Origin of the sequence: Pseudomonas kurunegalensis (assembly GCF_030291635.1) — a bacterium.
Classification (GTDB): domain Bacteria; phylum Pseudomonadota; class Gammaproteobacteria; order Pseudomonadales; family Pseudomonadaceae; genus Aquipseudomonas; species Aquipseudomonas monteilii.
Map to the genome: position 1 here is coordinate 42,008 of NZ_CP127871.1, position 16,084 is coordinate 58,091.

16 protein-coding genes are annotated in these 16,084 nt (G+C 62.0%); 10 read left to right on the top strand and 6 right to left on the bottom strand.

Annotation, left to right across the window (positions count from 1 at the left end):
- Positions 1-145 precede the first annotated feature (145 nt).
- The gene (locus tag QQ992_RS00205) at positions 146-1,150 is read right to left on the bottom strand and encodes an LLM class flavin-dependent oxidoreductase (RefSeq protein WP_286111879.1); all 1,005 of its coding nucleotides are present in this window, start codon (positions 1,148-1,150) and stop codon (positions 146-148) included.
- Between the two features lie 154 nt (positions 1,151-1,304).
- Between QQ992_RS00205 and QQ992_RS00210 the strand changes: the two genes are divergently transcribed.
- Together QQ992_RS00210 and QQ992_RS00215 are read left to right on the top strand one after the other, a co-directional pair.
- A complete protein-coding gene (locus tag QQ992_RS00210) occupies positions 1,305-1,730 on the top strand; it encodes an OsmC family protein (RefSeq protein ID WP_016712814.1) in 426 nt (141 codons plus the stop codon).
- Between the two features lie 73 nt (positions 1,731-1,803).
- On the top strand, positions 1,804-2,037 hold the full coding sequence (locus tag QQ992_RS00215; RefSeq protein WP_286111881.1) for a DUF1161 domain-containing protein: 234 nt from the start codon (positions 1,804-1,806) through the stop codon (positions 2,035-2,037).
- A gap of 35 nt (positions 2,038-2,072) precedes the next feature.
- Here the strand turns inward: QQ992_RS00215 and QQ992_RS00220 are convergent, their stop codons facing one another.
- On the bottom strand, positions 2,073-2,486 hold the full coding sequence (locus QQ992_RS00220; protein ID WP_105947085.1) for a PA0061/PA0062 family lipoprotein: 414 nt from the start codon (positions 2,484-2,486) through the stop codon (positions 2,073-2,075).
- Positions 2,487-2,541: 55 nt separating this feature from the next.
- Positions 2,542-2,955 carry a PA0061/PA0062 family lipoprotein gene (locus QQ992_RS00225; protein ID WP_286111882.1) on the bottom strand — a complete coding sequence of 138 codons (414 nt, stop codon included), beginning with the start codon at positions 2,953-2,955 and terminating at the stop codon, positions 2,542-2,544.
- 85 nt (positions 2,956-3,040) lie between these two features.
- Here QQ992_RS00225 and QQ992_RS00230 point away from each other — a divergent pair, with 85 nt between their 5' ends.
- Positions 3,041-4,114 carry an aminopeptidase gene (locus tag QQ992_RS00230; RefSeq protein WP_286111883.1) on the top strand — a complete coding sequence of 358 codons (1,074 nt, stop codon included), beginning with the start codon at positions 3,041-3,043 and terminating at the stop codon, positions 4,112-4,114.
- 117 nt (positions 4,115-4,231) lie between these two features.
- On the opposite strand, the gene QQ992_RS00235 is transcribed toward QQ992_RS00230, so the two are convergent.
- Together QQ992_RS00235 and QQ992_RS00240 are read right to left on the bottom strand one after the other, a co-directional pair.
- On the bottom strand, positions 4,232-4,882 hold the full coding sequence (locus tag QQ992_RS00235; RefSeq protein ID WP_198753353.1) for an HAD family hydrolase: 651 nt from the start codon (positions 4,880-4,882) through the stop codon (positions 4,232-4,234).
- Positions 4,883-4,902: 20 nt separating this feature from the next.
- Entirely contained in the window at positions 4,903-5,451 is a 549-nt protein-coding gene (locus QQ992_RS00240) for a gamma carbonic anhydrase family protein (RefSeq protein ID WP_286111884.1), read from the bottom strand.
- Between the two features lie 66 nt (positions 5,452-5,517).
- Between QQ992_RS00240 and prlC the strand changes: the two genes are divergently transcribed.
- The 6 genes from prlC (at position 5,518) to QQ992_RS00270 (ending at position 13,833) form a co-directional block, all read left to right on the top strand.
- Positions 5,518-7,605 (top strand): oligopeptidase A, encoded by a 2,088-nt coding sequence (gene prlC / locus QQ992_RS00245; RefSeq protein WP_286111885.1) that lies wholly within the window; start codon positions 5,518-5,520, stop codon positions 7,603-7,605.
- Positions 7,602-7,883: a YheV family putative zinc ribbon protein gene (locus tag QQ992_RS00250; RefSeq protein ID WP_016712822.1), complete on the top strand. Its 282-nt coding sequence runs from the start codon at positions 7,602-7,604 to the stop codon at positions 7,881-7,883. Before prlC ends, QQ992_RS00250 begins: the two co-directional genes overlap by 4 nt.
- 110 nt (positions 7,884-7,993) lie before the next feature.
- Positions 7,994-9,988 carry a M3 family metallopeptidase gene (locus QQ992_RS00255; RefSeq protein WP_286111887.1) on the top strand — a complete coding sequence of 665 codons (1,995 nt, stop codon included), beginning with the start codon at positions 7,994-7,996 and terminating at the stop codon, positions 9,986-9,988.
- Positions 9,989-10,058: 70 nt separating this feature from the next.
- Positions 10,059-11,117 (top strand): PA0069 family radical SAM protein, encoded by a 1,059-nt coding sequence (locus QQ992_RS00260; RefSeq protein WP_286111888.1) that lies wholly within the window; start codon positions 10,059-10,061, stop codon positions 11,115-11,117.
- Between the two features lie 273 nt (positions 11,118-11,390).
- Entirely contained in the window at positions 11,391-12,110 is a 720-nt protein-coding gene (locus QQ992_RS00265) for a carbonic anhydrase (protein WP_016712825.1), read from the top strand.
- Positions 12,111-12,300: 190 nt separating this feature from the next.
- Positions 12,301-13,833: a SulP family inorganic anion transporter gene (locus QQ992_RS00270; RefSeq protein WP_286111889.1), complete on the top strand. Its 1,533-nt coding sequence runs from the start codon at positions 12,301-12,303 to the stop codon at positions 13,831-13,833.
- A gap of 70 nt (positions 13,834-13,903) precedes the next feature.
- Here the strand turns inward: QQ992_RS00270 and QQ992_RS00275 are convergent, their stop codons facing one another.
- Complete coding sequence (locus QQ992_RS00275) at positions 13,904-14,545, bottom strand: hypothetical protein (RefSeq protein ID WP_286111891.1); 642 nt, start codon at positions 14,543-14,545, stop codon at positions 13,904-13,906.
- A 369-nt stretch (positions 14,546-14,914) separates the two neighbouring features.
- On the opposite strand from QQ992_RS00275, the gene coxB reads away from it, so the two are divergent.
- On the top strand, positions 14,915-16,042 hold the full coding sequence (gene coxB, locus QQ992_RS00280; RefSeq protein WP_286111892.1) for a cytochrome c oxidase subunit II: 1,128 nt from the start codon (positions 14,915-14,917) through the stop codon (positions 16,040-16,042).
- Positions 16,043-16,084: the final 42 nt, after the last annotated feature.

A 16,084-nucleotide genomic window follows, 5' to 3' on the forward strand; every position in this document is an offset into this window, starting at 1 on the left:
TAGGAGCGGCCTTGTGTCGCGATAGGGCTGCAAAGCAGCCCCGACAATTTGTGCATCTGCGCTGATACCCTGGGGCTGCTCCGCAGCCCTATCGCGACACAAGGCCGCTCCTACAACTGAGGGCGCAATCCTGCCTTGAAGAGGGTCACGCGGTTTTCAGTGCTTGTGCCAGCAATTCATATGACCTCACCCGGTCAGCATGTTCATACAGGTCACAGGTAAAGATCAGCTCATCCGCCCCGGTCTGCTCCAGCAGCACCTCCACCTTGGCCCTTATCTTCTGCGGGCTGCCAATCATCGCCAGGCCCAGGAAGCTGCCCACAGCATCCCGCTCATGCGGCAGCCACAACCCATCCATGCTTTCCACAGGCGGCTTTTGCATCAGGCTCTGCCCGCGAATCAGCGCCAGAATGCGCTGGTATACCGAGGTAGCCAGGTACTCGGCCTTTTCATCGGTTTCGGCCACCACCATGGGGATGCCCAGCATCACATACGGCTTGTCCAGCGTGGTCGATGGTTTGAAGTGGTTGCGGTAAACGCGGATGGCCTCGTGCATGTAGCGCGGTGCGAAGTGCGAGGCGAAGGCGTAGGGCATGCCGCGCATCCCGGCCAGCTGGGCGCTGAACAGGCTGGAACCCAGCAACCACATGGGTACCTCGGTGTCATGCCCCGGTACGGCGATCACTTTTTGATCATCGGTGCGTGGGCCGAGGTAGCGCGACAGCTCCTCGACATCGTCCGGGAAGTCGTCCGGGCCACCGGCGCGGTCGCGGCGCAAGGCGTAAGCCGTCATCTGGTCGGAACCTGGCGCACGGCCCAGGCCCAGGTCGATTCGCCCGGGGTACAGGCTGGCCAGGGTGCCAAACTGCTCGGCGATCACCAGTGGCGCATGGTTGGGCAGCATCACCCCACCTGAGCCCACGCGAATGGTCGACGTCCCCCCGGCCAGGTAACCGATCAGCACCGAGGTGGCCGAACTGGCGATGCCGTCCATGTTGTGGTGCTCGGCCACCCAGAAGCGGTTGTAGCCAAAGCGCTCGACGTGTTGCGCCAGGTCCAGCGAATTGCGCAGCGACTGCGCGGGGCCGGCGTCGGCGCGCACGGGCACCAGGTCGAGGGTGGAAATCTTCAGGTCACGCAGCTGCGTCATTGGAGCCTCCGCAAAGGTGGTTGGCCAGAGGCCTTTTGATCTCTGTATGGGCATATTCGGGGGATTCAATGCTTGCTGTGAGATTGGTCTGAACTTGCCGTAGGCGGCTGGCCTCTGAACCCATAAGCACGTAACCGAAAGACCAGGAGGCAGCATGAAAAAGACAGCATCGGCGATCTGGCAAGGTGGCCTGAAGGACGGCACCGGCCTGCTTTCTACCGAAAGCGGCGCGCTCAAGCAGAACCCTTACGGCTTCAATACCCGTTTTGAAGGCTCGCCGGGCACCAACCCGGAAGAGTTGATTGGTGCGGCGCATGCGGGCTGTTTTTCGATGGCATTGTCGATGATGCTGGGCGAAGCCGGGCTTACGGCCGACCGGATCGACACCGCTGCCGAAGTGACGCTCGACAAGCTGCCCGATGGGTTTGCCATTACCGCCGTGCACCTGGTGCTCAGGGCGAAGGTGCCTGGTGCAAGCGAAGCGCAGTTTCTGGAGATAGCCAACAAGGCCAAGGAAGGGTGCCCGGTGTCCAAGGTGCTGAACGCGAAGATCAGCCTGGATGCCGCGCTGGTTGGCTGAAGCGGCGCAACGGTGGCGGTTTGCTGTAGTCTAAACAGCGTCGGCAGCACGCTGCCTCTTCAGGAGCCGTTCCATGATTCGCGTAGCAATCGCCGTGTTGGCTTCCCTGCTCGCCACCTCCACGTTGGCGGCAGTGAAACCGTGCGAGGAGCTGAAAGCCGAGATCGAGGCCAAGATCCAGGCGCAGGGCGTGCCGTCCTACACCTTGGAGATCGTGCCCAACAGCGAGGTCAAGGACCAGAATATGGTGGTCGGGACCTGCGATGGCGGGTCGAAGAAGATCATCTACCAGAAGAATGACCAGTAGCTTTCAGGCCCGGGGCTGCCTGGCAGCCCCGGCTTTCACGGAATACAGAACACTTCGCTAGGCTCGTTCACCAGCACCTTGCGGCTGGCGTCGTACAGCAGCACTTGCGGCTCCATCACCGGAGCCCGTGCCTCCAGGCGATAGCGCTCGCCGGCCTTGAAGTTGTCAAAGCGCACGGTCAGGTAGCAGGTGCGGTCCCGGGGCTCGCTCATGATGCCGCCGGAGTAGATTTCATAATCGAAGCGCACCACCAGTTCGTGCTTGCCGGGCGTTACCTGGAAGTAACGGCCATCCTCCAGGCGTTTTCCGTCAAGGCGGTCGGCCATGATCACCCGGCCGGGGGTCATGGTGTAGAGGTCGACCCAGGCCTGCTTGGGGTCGACGGGCGGCAAGGGGCTGGCGCAAGCCCCCAGTGCACTGAGGGCGATCAGCATCATGGGCTGGCGCATGGCAAGACTCCCACTTGCGATGTACAAGGTACAAGCATAGCGCCGTTTGCGGGGTTCAGGTGCGTTGGCAGCCTGCAGGCAGGCCTTGGCCGAGCAGTTTTTGCTGCTGGTCGTAGAGCTTGATCCAGGGGCGGAAACCAATGCTGCCGGCTTGCAGCTGGTAGCGCTGCCCGGCGCTGAAGTCCTTGAAGGTCAGCTTGACCTGGCAATCGCGCCACAGCGGCTCATCGACCGGGCCGATGTTGCTGGGTGTAACTGGGAACTGGTAGCGCACGGTCAGCTCGTGGCTGCCAGGTGGTACCTCAAAATAGCGGCTGTCGACCCACTCTCGTTCGTCGACCTGCACGGCGTGCAGCGACGTGTTGTCGTAGGGGGTGAGGTCGATCCAGGCCTGGTTCGGGTCCGGGTCTGGCAACGTTGAACAGGCGGAAAGTAGCAACAGTGAGCCGGCGACCAACAATGCACGCATGGCGAAACTCCCCCTTGGCGAGATAGTCTTGGAGCGAATCGGCCTTGAGCGAGTCAGACAGTCCCGGATGCTTCGACTTTTTCTTATGCAGCGCTCAGGCCCTGGGGCACTCGACCGCGTTTTCATTCGTTTGGTTCCCCTGTTGGCCGCGCTCCTGCTGAACGGTTGCAGCAGCGTTGCCTACTATGGGCAGTTGGCTGAGGGCCAGTGGCAATTGCTGCGTGCGCGGCAGCCTGTCGCGCAGGTGATAGCCGACCCGGCGACGCCCGCGCAATTACGATCGCACCTGGCACACGCTGAACAGGCGCGGGTGTTCGCCAGCCAGCAGCTGAAACTGCCGGATAACCGCAGCTACCGGGTTTACGCCGACATTGGCCGGCCTTATGTGGTGTGGAATGTCTTCGCCACGCCCGAGTTGTCGTTGCAGCCTGTTACGCACTGCTTCCCGATCGCGGGGTGCGTGGCGTATCGCGGCTACTACCAGCAAGGCGCGGCACGTGGGGCGGCGGCGCTGATGCGGCAAGACGGGCTGGATGTGTACGTTGGCGGTGTGGAGGCGTATTCGACGCTGGGGTGGTTCGATGACCCGATTCTTTCTTCGATGGTGGGCTGGGGCGACGAGCGCGTGGCCACGCTGATCTTCCATGAGCTGGCTCACCAGCGCTTTTATGTGCAGAACGACACCGAGTTCAACGAGTCGTTTGCCTCCTTCGTCGAGCAGGAAGGCACGCGGCAATGGCGCGTGGCGCGTGGGCTTGCCGCGACTGGTGGGGATCAGGGACAGCAGCGTGAGCAGTTCATCCGGCTGGTGCTGGCCAGCCGTGAGCGGCTGCAGGCGATCTATGCAGGCCCACTGGATGAAGCGCACAAGCGGCAGGCCAAGCGGGCCGAGTTCGAGCGCTTGAGGCGCGAGTACCGGCAGGTGCGTGATGGCCAGTGGGGCGGAGACAAGCGCTATGACGCCTGGATGTATGGGCCGCTGAACAATGCCAAGTTGTTGCCGTTCGGGCTTTATGACCAGTGGGTGCCGGCGTTTGCGGCGCTGTTCCGCGAGGTGGGCGGGGATTGGGGGCGGTTTTATGAGCGGGTCGAGCAACTGGGGCGGTTGCCGATTGCTGACAGGAAGGCGGCGTTGCAGCGCATGATGGTTAACCAGTGAGATTTTGGGGCCGCGTTGCGGCCCATCGCGACACAAGGCCGCTCCTACAAGGGATCGCGCACCTCCTGTAGGAGCGGCCTTGTGTCGCGATGGGCTGCAAAGTAGCCCCAATGGCCATCAAGCCTTGAGAAATGCCTGATGCATCTCGGCCAAGGTAGCAAAGTGGTAGGCCGGTTCTTCCGCCATCAACTCCTCCTGGCTACCAAACCCATACCCTACTGCCACGGCCTGCAAGCCATTGCTGCGCGCGCCAATCAGGTCATGCTTGCGGTCGCCGATCATCAGCGTCTGTGCCGGGTCCAGCCCTTCTTCGTCCAGCAGGTGGCGAATCAGCTCGACCTTGTTGGTACGGGTGCCGTCCAGTTCGCTGCCGTAGATCACCTTGAAGTGGTGGTCGAAGGCGAAGTGCCGGGCGATTTCGCGGGCGAACTCCCAGGGTTTGGAGGTGGCGATGTACAGCGTGCGGCCTTGCCCGTTCAGGGCTTCAAGCAATTCCGGCACACCCTGGAACACCAGGTTCTCGTACAGGCCGGTGACGCGGAAACGCTCCCGGTAGAAGTTCACCGCCTCCCAGGCCTTGGCTTCGTCGAAGCCGTAAAACTGCATGAAGGCTTGCAGCAAGGGTGGGCCAATGAAGTGCTCCAGGCGGGCCAGGTCCGGTTCATCGATACCCAGCTTGGCCAGGGCGTACTGGATCGAGCGGGTGATGCCCAGGCGTGGGTCGGTCAGGGTGCCGTCGAGGTCGAAAAGGATGTTTTGCTGGTGCATGTTCGTCTCGGTAATCGGGATCATTCCGGTTGGTCGTAGCCTTCGGCCAAGTGCTGGTCCTTGAGCTTCACGTAGTTGCCGGCGCTGTAGGAGAAGAATGCGCGCTCGTTGTCGTTCAGCAGCCGGGCCTGTTTCACCGGGCTGCCCATGTACAGGTAGCCACTGACCAGGCGTTTGCCGGGCGGCACCAGGCTGCCGGCGCCAATGATCACTTCGTCCTCGACGATGGCGCCGTCCATGATGGTGCTGCCCATGCCGACCAGGATGCGGTTGCCCAGGGTGCAGCCGTGCAGCATCACTTTGTGGCCGATGGTCACTTCGTCGCCGATGATCAGCGGGAAGCCGTCCGGGTTGAAAGGGCCGGCATGGGTGATGTGTAGCACGCTGCCATCCTGCACGCTGGTGCGTGCGCCGATGCGGATGCGGTGCATGTCGCCGCGCACCACCGTCAACGGCCAGACCGAGCTGTCTTCACCGATCTCCACGTCGCCCAGCACCACCGCCGATCGGTCGACGAAGGCACGTAGTCCAACTTTCGGAGTGTGTTGCTGGAAGCTTCGGATGGCCATGATAGCGTCTCTCATCTGTGCCGATAGGCAGGCTGCCTGCTGCGGTCGGCGTCGATTGTAATTAAGATGGGGCAGTGTTTCTTCTGCCAAGGTATCCAAACCGTGACTGCGAACAACCCGCTTCTGCAATCCCACGATCTGCCGCCCTTCTCGCAAATCCGTGCCGAACACGTGTTGCCGGCGATCGAAGCGATCCTGGCCGACAACCGTAAAGCCATTGCCGAGATCCTCGACAAGCAGGGCAAGAACCCCTCCTGGGCTGGCCTGGTACTGGCCATGGATGAACTGAACGACCGCCTGGGTGCTGCCTGGAGCCCGGTCAGCCACCTGAATGCGGTGTGCAACAGCGCTGAACTGCGCGAGGCCTATGAGTCGTGCCTGCCGGCGTTGAGCGCCTACTCTACCGAACTGGGTCAGAACCGTGCGCTGTTCGACGCCTACCAGGCTTTGATCGACAGCCCCGAAGCCGCCGGTTTCGACGTGGCGCAAAAGACTATCCTCGAGCACGCCCTGCGTGACTTCCGCCTGTCGGGTATCGACCTGCCGGCAGACAAGCAGCAGCGTTACGCCGAAGTGCAGAGCAAGCTCAGCGAGCTGGGTAGCCGCTTCTCCAACCAGCTGCTCGATGCTACCCAGGCCTGGACCAAGCACGTCACCGACGAAGCCGCGCTGGCTGGCCTGACCGACTCGGCCAAGGCGCAGATGGCCGCCGCTGCCCAGGCCAAGGGCCTCGACGGCTGGCTGATCACCCTGGAATTCCCCAGCTACTACGCAGTCATGACCTACGCCAGCGACCGCGCCCTGCGCGAAGAGCTGTACGCCGCCTACTGCACCCGCGCCTCGGACCAGGGCCCGAACGCCGGCCAGTTCGACAACGGCCCGGTGATGCAGGAAATTCTCGGCCTGCGCCAGGAGCTGGCCGAACTGTTGGGCTACAAGAACTACGCCGAGCTGAGCCTGGCCACCAAGATGGCCGAGTCCAGCGACCAGGTGCTGAACTTCCTGCGTGACCTGGCCAAGCGGTCCAAGCCGTTTGCCGCCCAGGACCTGGAGCAACTGAAGGCCTACGCCGCCGAACAAGGTTGCCCTGAGCTGGCCAGCTGGGACGCCGGCTACTTTGGCGAAAAACTGCGCGAGCAACGCTACAGCGTGTCGCAGGAAGCCCTGCGTGCTTACTTCCCGATCGACAAGGTGCTGAGCGGCCTGTTCAGCATCGTGCAGCGCCTGTACGGCATCGAAATCGCTGAGCTCAAAGGCTTCGACAGCTGGCACCCGGACGTGCGTCTGTTCGAGATCAAGGAAAACGGCCAGCACGTCGGCCGCTTCTTCTTCGACCTGTACGCCCGCGCCAACAAGCGCGGCGGCGCCTGGATGGACGGCGCCCGTGACCGTCGCCGCACTGCCGCTGGCGAGTTGCAGAGCCCGGTGGCCAACCTGGTGTGCAACTTCACCCCGGCCGCACCTGGCAAGCCGGCGCTGCTGACCCACGATGAAGTCACCACCCTGTTCCACGAGTTCGGCCATGGCCTGCACCACATGCTGACCCGCATCGAGCATGCCGGTGTCTCCGGCATCAACGGCGTGGCCTGGGACGCGGTCGAGCTGCCGAGCCAGTTCATGGAAAACTGGTGCTGGGAGCCCGAAGGCCTGGCGCTGATCTCCGCCCACTACGAAACCGGCGCCCCCCTGCCCCAGGACCTGCTGGACAAGATGCTGGCGGCAAAGAACTTCCAGTCGGGCATGATGATGGTGCGCCAGCTGGAGTTCTCGCTGTTCGACTTCGAACTGCATGCCACCCATGGCGACGGCCGCAGCGTGCTGCAGGTGCTCGAAGGCGTACGCGATGAGGTGTCGGTGATGCGCCCGCCGGCGTACAACCGCTTCCCCAACAGCTTTGCGCACATTTTCGCGGGCGGTTACGCAGCCGGCTACTACAGCTACAAGTGGGCCGAAGTGCTGTCGGCCGACGCCTTCTCGCGTTTCGAGGAAGAAGGCGTGCTGAATGCCGAAACTGGCCGCGCGTTCCGTGAGGCGATCCTGGCCCGTGGTGGTTCGCGCGAGCCAATGGAGCTGTTTGTCGACTTCCGTGGGCGTGAGCCTTCCATCGATGCGTTGCTGCGCCACAGTGGCCTCACCGAGAGCGCTGCAGCATGAGCGAGGTTGCTGTGAACAAGACCAAGAAACGCTTCATTGCCGGGGCGGTATGCCCGGCGTGCAGCGAGCCTGACAAGCTGATGATGTGGAGCGAAGACGACACCCCGCACCGCGAGTGTGTTGCCTGTGGTTTCACCGATACCCTCAACGAGCAGGGGCTTTCGGTGCCCAAGGAGCTTGGCACCCGGGTTAATCACCTGGCGCCGAAAGCTGCGCCGGCCAAGGTACAGACGGTGCAGTTCTTCCCGAATCCGAAGCTGAAGAAACCGGCTGAGTAATGCTGTCGTGCCACCCGGGTGCAAGGCCCGGGTGGTAGAAAGTCAGGCCCTCCGGCATACGCTGGCCATGCACGCTCTCTTGCTCCTTTCCACGAGCAAAGTGACGCGCCATGGACAACCCCCTGCTGCAAGCTAGCCACATCCCTATCGATTTCCCTTCCATCACCCTTGAAAGCATGTGTGCGGCTTTCGATCATGTGCTGCTGGCGCACGAGCAAGGGATCGAGCGCATCATCCGTGATCAGCAGGCCATGCCCACCTGGGATGACATGGTGCTGGCCGTGGATGGCCTGGACAGCCAGCTACTGGCGGTGTTGTATGCCGCCACACCATTGGTTGGCAGGGATGCAGCCTGGGCCAACGCCATCATCGAGTTTTACGGTAAAGCAACGGCACGTTTCGAACAGAAGTTCGTCAACATGGGTTTGCATGCACTCTATGAGCGTTTGGCCAACAGTGACATTGGCAAGCAGCTGGATGCCCAGAAACGCGCCACCTTGCGTTGGCATCTGGACAAATTTGCCTCCAGCGGGGCATTGCTCGATGCCGCCGGCAAGGCGCGCCTGGCAGACCTTCAGGCGCAGATCGTTGTTGCCTGCAACGCATTTCGCAGCAACATCAACCGGCCAGGGCTGAGTATTGCCGATGAGTCCGAACTGAGCGGCATCCCACAGCGGATACGCGACACACTGGCTGCACGGGCGCAGGAAGCAGGTGAGCCAGGCTGGTTGATAGCCTGTGACAGCGTGACCACTGATGAGGTGCTCAAGCATGCCGCCAACCGCCAGCTACGTGAGCGTGTTTACCGGGCATTCCACACCCGTGGCGTCAGCCAGGATCCGCAACTGGACAACCGCTCATATCTGCAGCACCTGGCCCGACTGCGCGAGGAAAAGGCTCTTCTGCTCGGTTTTTCCAGCCATCTGGAGCAGAGCCTGCATGTGAAGAGTGCGGGTTCGGTGGCCCAGGTGCGCGGCTTCCTTCATGCCTTGGCCGATGATGTGCGCCCGGCCATGTTGCGCTGGCGCTCCCAGGTGGCGCGTCAGGCTGCCGATCACGGGCTGGAGAACCCGCAACCCTGGGACAACGACTACTTGCAGGCGTCTTCGCGCGGCGAGTTGTCCAGCGAAGCCCTGCGTGACTACTTCCCGCTGAACACGGTTGTCAGCGCGTTGCAGGCGCTGGCGCAGAGGTTGTTTGGTGTGGTGCTCCAGCCCAAGTCGCTCGCTACCTGGGATGAAAGCGTGCAGCCGTTCGAGGTGTGGCAGGACAACGCGTTCATTGGTTTTCTGTATCTGGATGCCGTGCAGCATGAGGGCAAGCAGCCAGACGCAGTGTTCACCACCTACCTACGTAACCGCCGGGTCGATGCCGACGGTGTCTACCAGGCCGCCTCGGTGGTGGTTTTCTGCGATGTGCCGCAAGCACCACCAGGTCGCCAGCCATTGCTCGACCACTTGTCTCTGCGCAAGTTGTTCCATGAGTTCGGCCATGCCCTGCACCATCTACTGGTGCGTACGACGAACCACGTGATGTCCAACGTGACCGAACTGGGCACCGATGGCGTGGAGCTGTTTGGCAAGCTGTTCGAGCGTTGGGTCTGGGATGCGGATTACCTGGTGTCGATCTCGGCTCATGCAAGCGATGGCCGCCCGCTGACCCGGCGGCAAGCCGATGAGAGTCTGGAGGCGCTGCGGCAGCAGGGCGTGGAGGAAATCGCGCGTCATCTGAGCCTGGCACTGTTCGACATAGACCTGCATGCCGCACCGAACGATGGCAGGTCCTTTGAGCAGCGCCTAGATGAGGCCCGTGAGCGTTGTGGCTACTGGCCACTCGCTGATTTCGAGCACCCGGCGCATGCCTTCGACCACTTGGTGAACGGTTACGATGCGGGCTATTACGCCTACCTGTGGTCGGATGTGCATGCCTTTGACGTGTTCACGCGCTTCGAGGCCGAGGGCCTGTTGAACCGGGCCACGGGCCAGGCCCTGCAGGACGCGTTGTTCGCCCCGGGTGCATCGCGTCCACTGCGCGAAGGCATCGAGGTGTTTCTGGGGCGGCAATCTGAACAGGCAGCGTACCTGAGCTGGCATGGCCTGAAGTAGCCAGACCAGAGGTGCTGGAAAGATTTTGGCGCGCATTATACTGTATATGAATACAGTATAAGGGTGAGCCATGATTCCTCCAGCACCGCAAAAGGGCCGTGGCACGGCGCACAACCCACATAACCGCTTTGCCCCGAGCCATTCGGTGGCAGCGGATGATGGCTGGTACCAGGAAGTGCCACAGACGCAGGGCACTGAAGTGCGGGTCGAGACTGCCAAGTCGGTGATCAGTCGTAACACCTCGCCCGACCTGCCCTTCGACCGCTCCATCAACCCTTACCGTGGCTGCGAGCATGGTTGCATCTACTGCTATGCCCGCCCCTCGCACGCCTATTGGGACCTTTCCCCCGGCCTCGATTTCGAGACCAAGCTGATTGCCAAGACCAACGCCGCCGAGGTGCTTGCGCAACAATTGAGCAAACCGGGCTACGTGTGCGCGCCGATCAACCTGGGCTCCAACACCGACCCTTACCAACCGATCGAGCGGGAGCACATGCTCACCCGGCGGCTGCTTGAGGTTTTGCTGCGTTTTCGCCATCCGGTGACCATTGTCACCAAGGGTTCGCTGGTGTTGCGTGATCTCGACCTGCTGGCCGAGATGGCCCGCCAGCGCCTGGCGCGGGTAATGATCAGCCTGACCACGCTGGACGATGATCTCAAGCGGGTGCTGGAGCCACGCGCGGCCTCCCCCGGCGCAAGGTTGAGGGCTATCCGGGTATTGCGCGAAGCGGGTGTGCCGGTGGGTGTGTTGTGTTCGCCGATGATCCCGATGATCAACGACAGTGAACTGGAACGCCTGTTGGAGGCTGCCAGGGAAGCCGGCGCACAGAGCGCGGCCTACATGATGCTGCGCCTGCCGCGGGAAGTGGCGCCACTGTTCGAGCAGTGGCTGCAGGACCATTACCCGCAACGGGCTGCGCATGTACTGAGCCTGATTCGCCAAAGCCGGGGCGGCGAGCTGTACGACAGCCGGTTTGGTGCGCGCATGCGCGGTGAAGGGGTGTTTGCCGAGCTGTTGGCACAGCGTTTTGCCAAGGCCATGAAGCGGCTGAACTTTGAGGGGCGGGAAGCGCAGGCACTGGATTGCTCGGCATTCTGCCCACCGGGGGGCCAGATGGCGTTGTTCTGATGCCTGCAACTCAGCTAATAACACCCAATAATTTTGCTAATCCATATTGGCAACTGATGCTTTTTTGCTATTATCCAGATCCCGCCTTTCCTGTCTGGAACACCCGTTCTAGAGCCTTCGAATTAAGTTTCAGTTAAGTTTTCCCCGCTAGCGTAGGAAATCAGTCCACACCGACTGTGATCAATGGCCCGTGCGTGTCATCTAAATCCCTGCATAGCCAGAATCTTTCACCGGTAAAATGGATTTACCTACACACCGTCAAGAGGATGAATCATGCCCGTCAAGGACCCATCCAAGGTCGTTCCGGATGTACCCGCCGAGGGCGCCGATGCAGCCCTGAAGCACATCGTCGACGGCTTCCTGCGCTTTCACCATGACGTCTTCCCCGAGCAGCAAGAGCTGTTCAAGAAGCTCGCCACTGCGCAAACGCCGCGTGCCATGTTCATCACCTGCGCCGACTCGCGCATCGTCCCCGAGCTGATCACCCAGAGCTCGCCAGGCGACCTGTTCGTGACCCGTAACGTGGGTAACGTGGTACCGCCTTATGGCCAGATGAATGGTGGTGTATCGAGCGCGATCGAGTACGCCGTACTTGCACTGAAAGTGCACCACATCATCGTGTGTGGCCACTCCGACTGCGGCGCAATGCGTGCGGTACTGAACCCGCAATCCCTGACCAAGATGCCAACCGTTTCCGCCTGGTTACGCCACGCCGAAGTGGCGCGTACCGTGGTCGAGAACAACTGCTCGTGCGGTAGCGAACACGAGACGATGCAGGTGCTGACCAAGGAAAACGTCATCGCCCAATTGCATCACTTGCGTACCCACCCTTCGGTTGCCTCGCGCCTGGCAGCCGGTGAGCTGTACATCCATGGCTGGGTCTACGACATCGAGACCAGCAAGATCGAAGCTTACGATGCCGCCAGCGACAGCTTCCTGCCCCTGGCTGCTGGCGAGCCGGTCCCCTGCGCTACCCCGAGAGGCCGCTACTAAGCGACCCATCCACCGCTAGAACCTTGATAGCCGGCTGCACCCTTTAGGGTGTGGCGCGGCCTTCTGCTGCCTTGAATTCCCTGACTGCCCTGCCGGCACGCCCGCTGGCGGCCCGCGCCTGCGCGCTCGTCAGGGGCAAACGTGCCCACGGCCAGGGGAATGGCCGTGTGACTGAGAAAGGAGAAATACGGTGAACATTACACAGTTGAAAGCGGCCCTGCCGCGTGAGTTGCTGGCGTCGGTGGTGGTCTTTCTGGTGGCCTTGCCGTTGTGCATGGGCATTGCGATCGCCTCGGGCATGCCGCCGGCCAAAGGGCTGATTACCGGCATTATCGGCGGCATTGTCGTGGGTTTCCTCGCCGGTTCGCCGCTGCAAGTCAGCGGCCCGGCTGCCGGCCTGGCGGTACTGGTGTTCGAGCTGGTGCGCCAGCACGGCATGGCCATGCTGGGGCCGATACTGCTGTTGGCCGGGGTGCTGCAGTTGCTGGCCGGGCGCCTGCGCCTGGGGTGCTGGTTCCGCGTCACTGCGCCAGCGGTGGTGTACGGCATGTTGGCGGGGATTGGCGTGCTGATCGTACTGTCGCAAGTGCATGTCATGTTCGACGCCGCGCCTCAGCCGTCCGGCATGCAGAACCTGCTGGAGTTCCCGGCAACCGTGGCCGCAGCCCTGCCACAGGAGAGCGCCGGTACCGGCTGGATGGCCGGTGCGCTGGGCCTGGGTACCATCGCCATCATGTGGGGCTGGGAACGCTTGCGGCCGCAGCGGCTGCGCTTCGTCCCGGGTGCCCTGCTGGGTGTTGCGGCGATGACCGGCATCAGCATGTGGCTGGCCTTGCCGGTCAACCGGGTACAGGTGCCGGCAGACTTGTCTGAGGCCATCGACTGGATCCGCCCGGATGACCTGATGCAGCTGGCCGACCCTACCCTGCTGGTCGCTGCCTTCGCCCTGGCCTTCATTGCCAGTGCTGAAACCCTGCTGTCGGCTGCGGCGGTAGACCGCATGCACAGCGGCCAGCGTTCGGACTTCGACCGTGAGCTGTCAGCCCAGGGGATCGGCAACATGCTCTGCGGTGTGTCGGGTGCTTTGCCGATGACTGGAGTGATCGTGCGCAGTTCGGCGAATGTGCAAGCGGGTGCGCAAACCCGGGCTTCGGCGATCTTCCATGGCCTTTGGCTGCTGGCGTTCGTAGTGGCGCTGAGCAGCGTGCTGCAACAGATTCCGGTGGCGAGCCTGGCGGGTGTGCTGGTGTTTACCGGGGTGAAGCTTGTGGACTTCAAGGCGTTTCGCGGGTTGGGCCGTTATGGCCGCATGCCGATGTTCACCTATGCGGCGACAGCGCTGGCGATCATCTTTACCGACCTGCTGACCGGCGTGCTGCTTGGCTTTGCCCTGACTTTGCTGAAGCTGGCGTTCAAGGCGGCGCGGCTGAAGATCAACCTGGTGAGCCTGGAGAAGGCTGGGCACATGGAGCTGCGGCTTAGCGGTGCGGCGACGTTCCTCAAGGTGCCGGCGCTGACTCAGGTGCTGGATACTGTGCCGGCGGGGACCACGCTGCATGTGCCGTTGGGTAACCTGAGCTACATCGACCACTCGTGCCTTGAGCTGCTTGAAGACTGGGGCCGCAGCAATGCGGCGAATGGGTCGCGGTTGTTGATCGAGCAGCGGCGGTTGAAGCGGCGGATCGAGGGGCGGTTGCGGACTACGGCGGGGGTTGGGGCCTGAAACTGAACACCTCTATTGCCTGAACTGGCCTCTTCGCGGGTTTACCCGCGAAGAGGCCGGGACAGGATAATCAGGCCGGTTGACCCAGCTCGACACCCAGCTGCCGCGACAGGCAAGGCCAGCGCTTCCAGGCCTCGCCGGTTTCCGGGCTGCTGAGTTTCTCCCGGTAAGCCTCCACCGATTCAACGGCAAAGCTCTCGTCATTGAGCATTTCGTCAACCGAGTGATGCACCACCTCATCCAGCTGGTTGGCAAATTCCTCGCCAATCAACTGGTGGGCAATCAGATTGGCGACGGTGGTATCGACCGGAATCAGCGGCTGCTGGAAGTGACGGATATACAGATCGTTCACCTCTTCCACCAGCCGGTGCGCCAGGTAGGCCTCGTCCAGCAGGCAGTCCAGGCCCACATGCCCTTGCATCACGCTGGGCGGCTGCAGGAAGTAGGCTTCGGCAATTTTCAGTACCGGTTTGATCTGCGACTCGATCCCGGCCTCGCGGGCAACCGCATGTGCGGCCTCCAGCAGTTCCGGAACCTGGTCGATGTAGGCGCTGACGAAGCGCGCCAAAGTACCCTGGGCGTCCTGCTCAGGCAGTTGGATCGAGGGGTGCAGGTGGGGCAGTTGCAGCTCGAGACGCTGTTTCAATTGGCCAGTCTGGCCTTCATGTTGATGGGCTTGGCTTACCTGCTCGCGTACAGCAGCGATGTTCATGACAACTCCAGGGACATTACGTTTCAAACGGAAGACACTAAATTAGCTCGGTATACAGAATACCTAAGACCCATTTGTTATAAATCTCGCAAACGTGTGCGCTCTCAGGCATATCAAGGTGCCATTATTGCGCCATGCCCCCTCAAGCGTGCGGTTTTCAGGCAATCTGGCCATTTCGTGAAGTTCATTTCACAGGCTTCATTGCGTGCCATTGGTCGCTGTCTATACTCCCGGTGAACGTGATTCGTTGATGAGGCCCGACTGCTTTTAGCAGGGGCTCGGTCGTCGAAGCCAGGCAGTCTTGACCGCCGTTCCCTCTTGCCGCAGGCCACGCCTCCGGGACAACAAGAATTAGAAGGGGAACCCGCAATGATGCGACATCCACATGTCTGGATGGGCCTCCTGTTGTGGTCGGTTTTTGGTCAGGCCAACGCCGCCTGGACCGTGAACATGCACCCGGGGGCGACGGAAGTCTCCAACGCCGTCTTCGACCTGCACATGACCATCTTCTGGATCTGCGTGATCATCGGCATCGTGGTGTTCGGCGCGATGTTCTGGTCGATGGTCATCCACCGCCGTTCCACCGGCCAGCAGGCCGCGCATTTCCACGAGCATACCTGGGTGGAAATCCTCTGGACCGTGGTGCCCTTCCTGATTCTGGTGGCCATGGCCATCCCGGCCACCAAGACCCTGATCGACATCTACGACGCCAGCGAGTCGGACATCGACATTCAGGTCACCGGCTACCAGTGGAAGTGGCACTACAAATACCTGGGCCAGGACGTGGAGTTCTTCAGCAACCTGGCCACCCCCGCCGACCAGATTCACAACAAGGCCCCCAAGGACGAGCACTACCTGCTCGAAGTCGACCAACCGCTGGTGCTGCCGGTGGGTGCCAAAGTGCGCTTCCTGGTAACGGCCGCCGACGTCATCCACTCCTGGTGGGTGCCGGCTTTTGCGGTCAAGCGCGATGCCATCCCCGGCTTCGTCAACGAAGCCTGGACCCGTATCGAGAAGCCCGGCATCTACCGTGGCCAGTGCACCGAGCTGTGCGGCAAGGACCATGGCTTCATGCCGGTGGTGGTCGAGGTGAAATCCAAGGCCGACTACGACACCTGGCTGGGTGAGCGCAAAGCCGAAGCCGCCAAGCTCAAGGAGCTGACCAGCAAGGAATGGACCCTGGAAGAGCTGGTGGAGCGTGGCGACAAGGTCTACCACACCACCTGTGTGGCCTGTCACCAGGCCGAAGGCCAGGGCTTGCCACCGATGTTCCCGGCATTGAAGGGCTCGAAGATCGCTACCGGACCCAAGGAAGGCCACCTGAGCCTTGTCTTCCACGGCAAACCCGGTACCGCCATGGCTGCATTCGGCAAGCAGCTCTCGGAAGTGGACATTGCCGCCGTGGTTACCTACGAGCGCAACGCCTGGGGCAACAACAAGGGCGACATGGTCACGCCGAAGGACGTGCTGGCGCTGAAGCAGGCAGAAGCGCAATGAACCGGGTTACTCGCGGCAATCAATGGGTTGCAGGAGACAGGA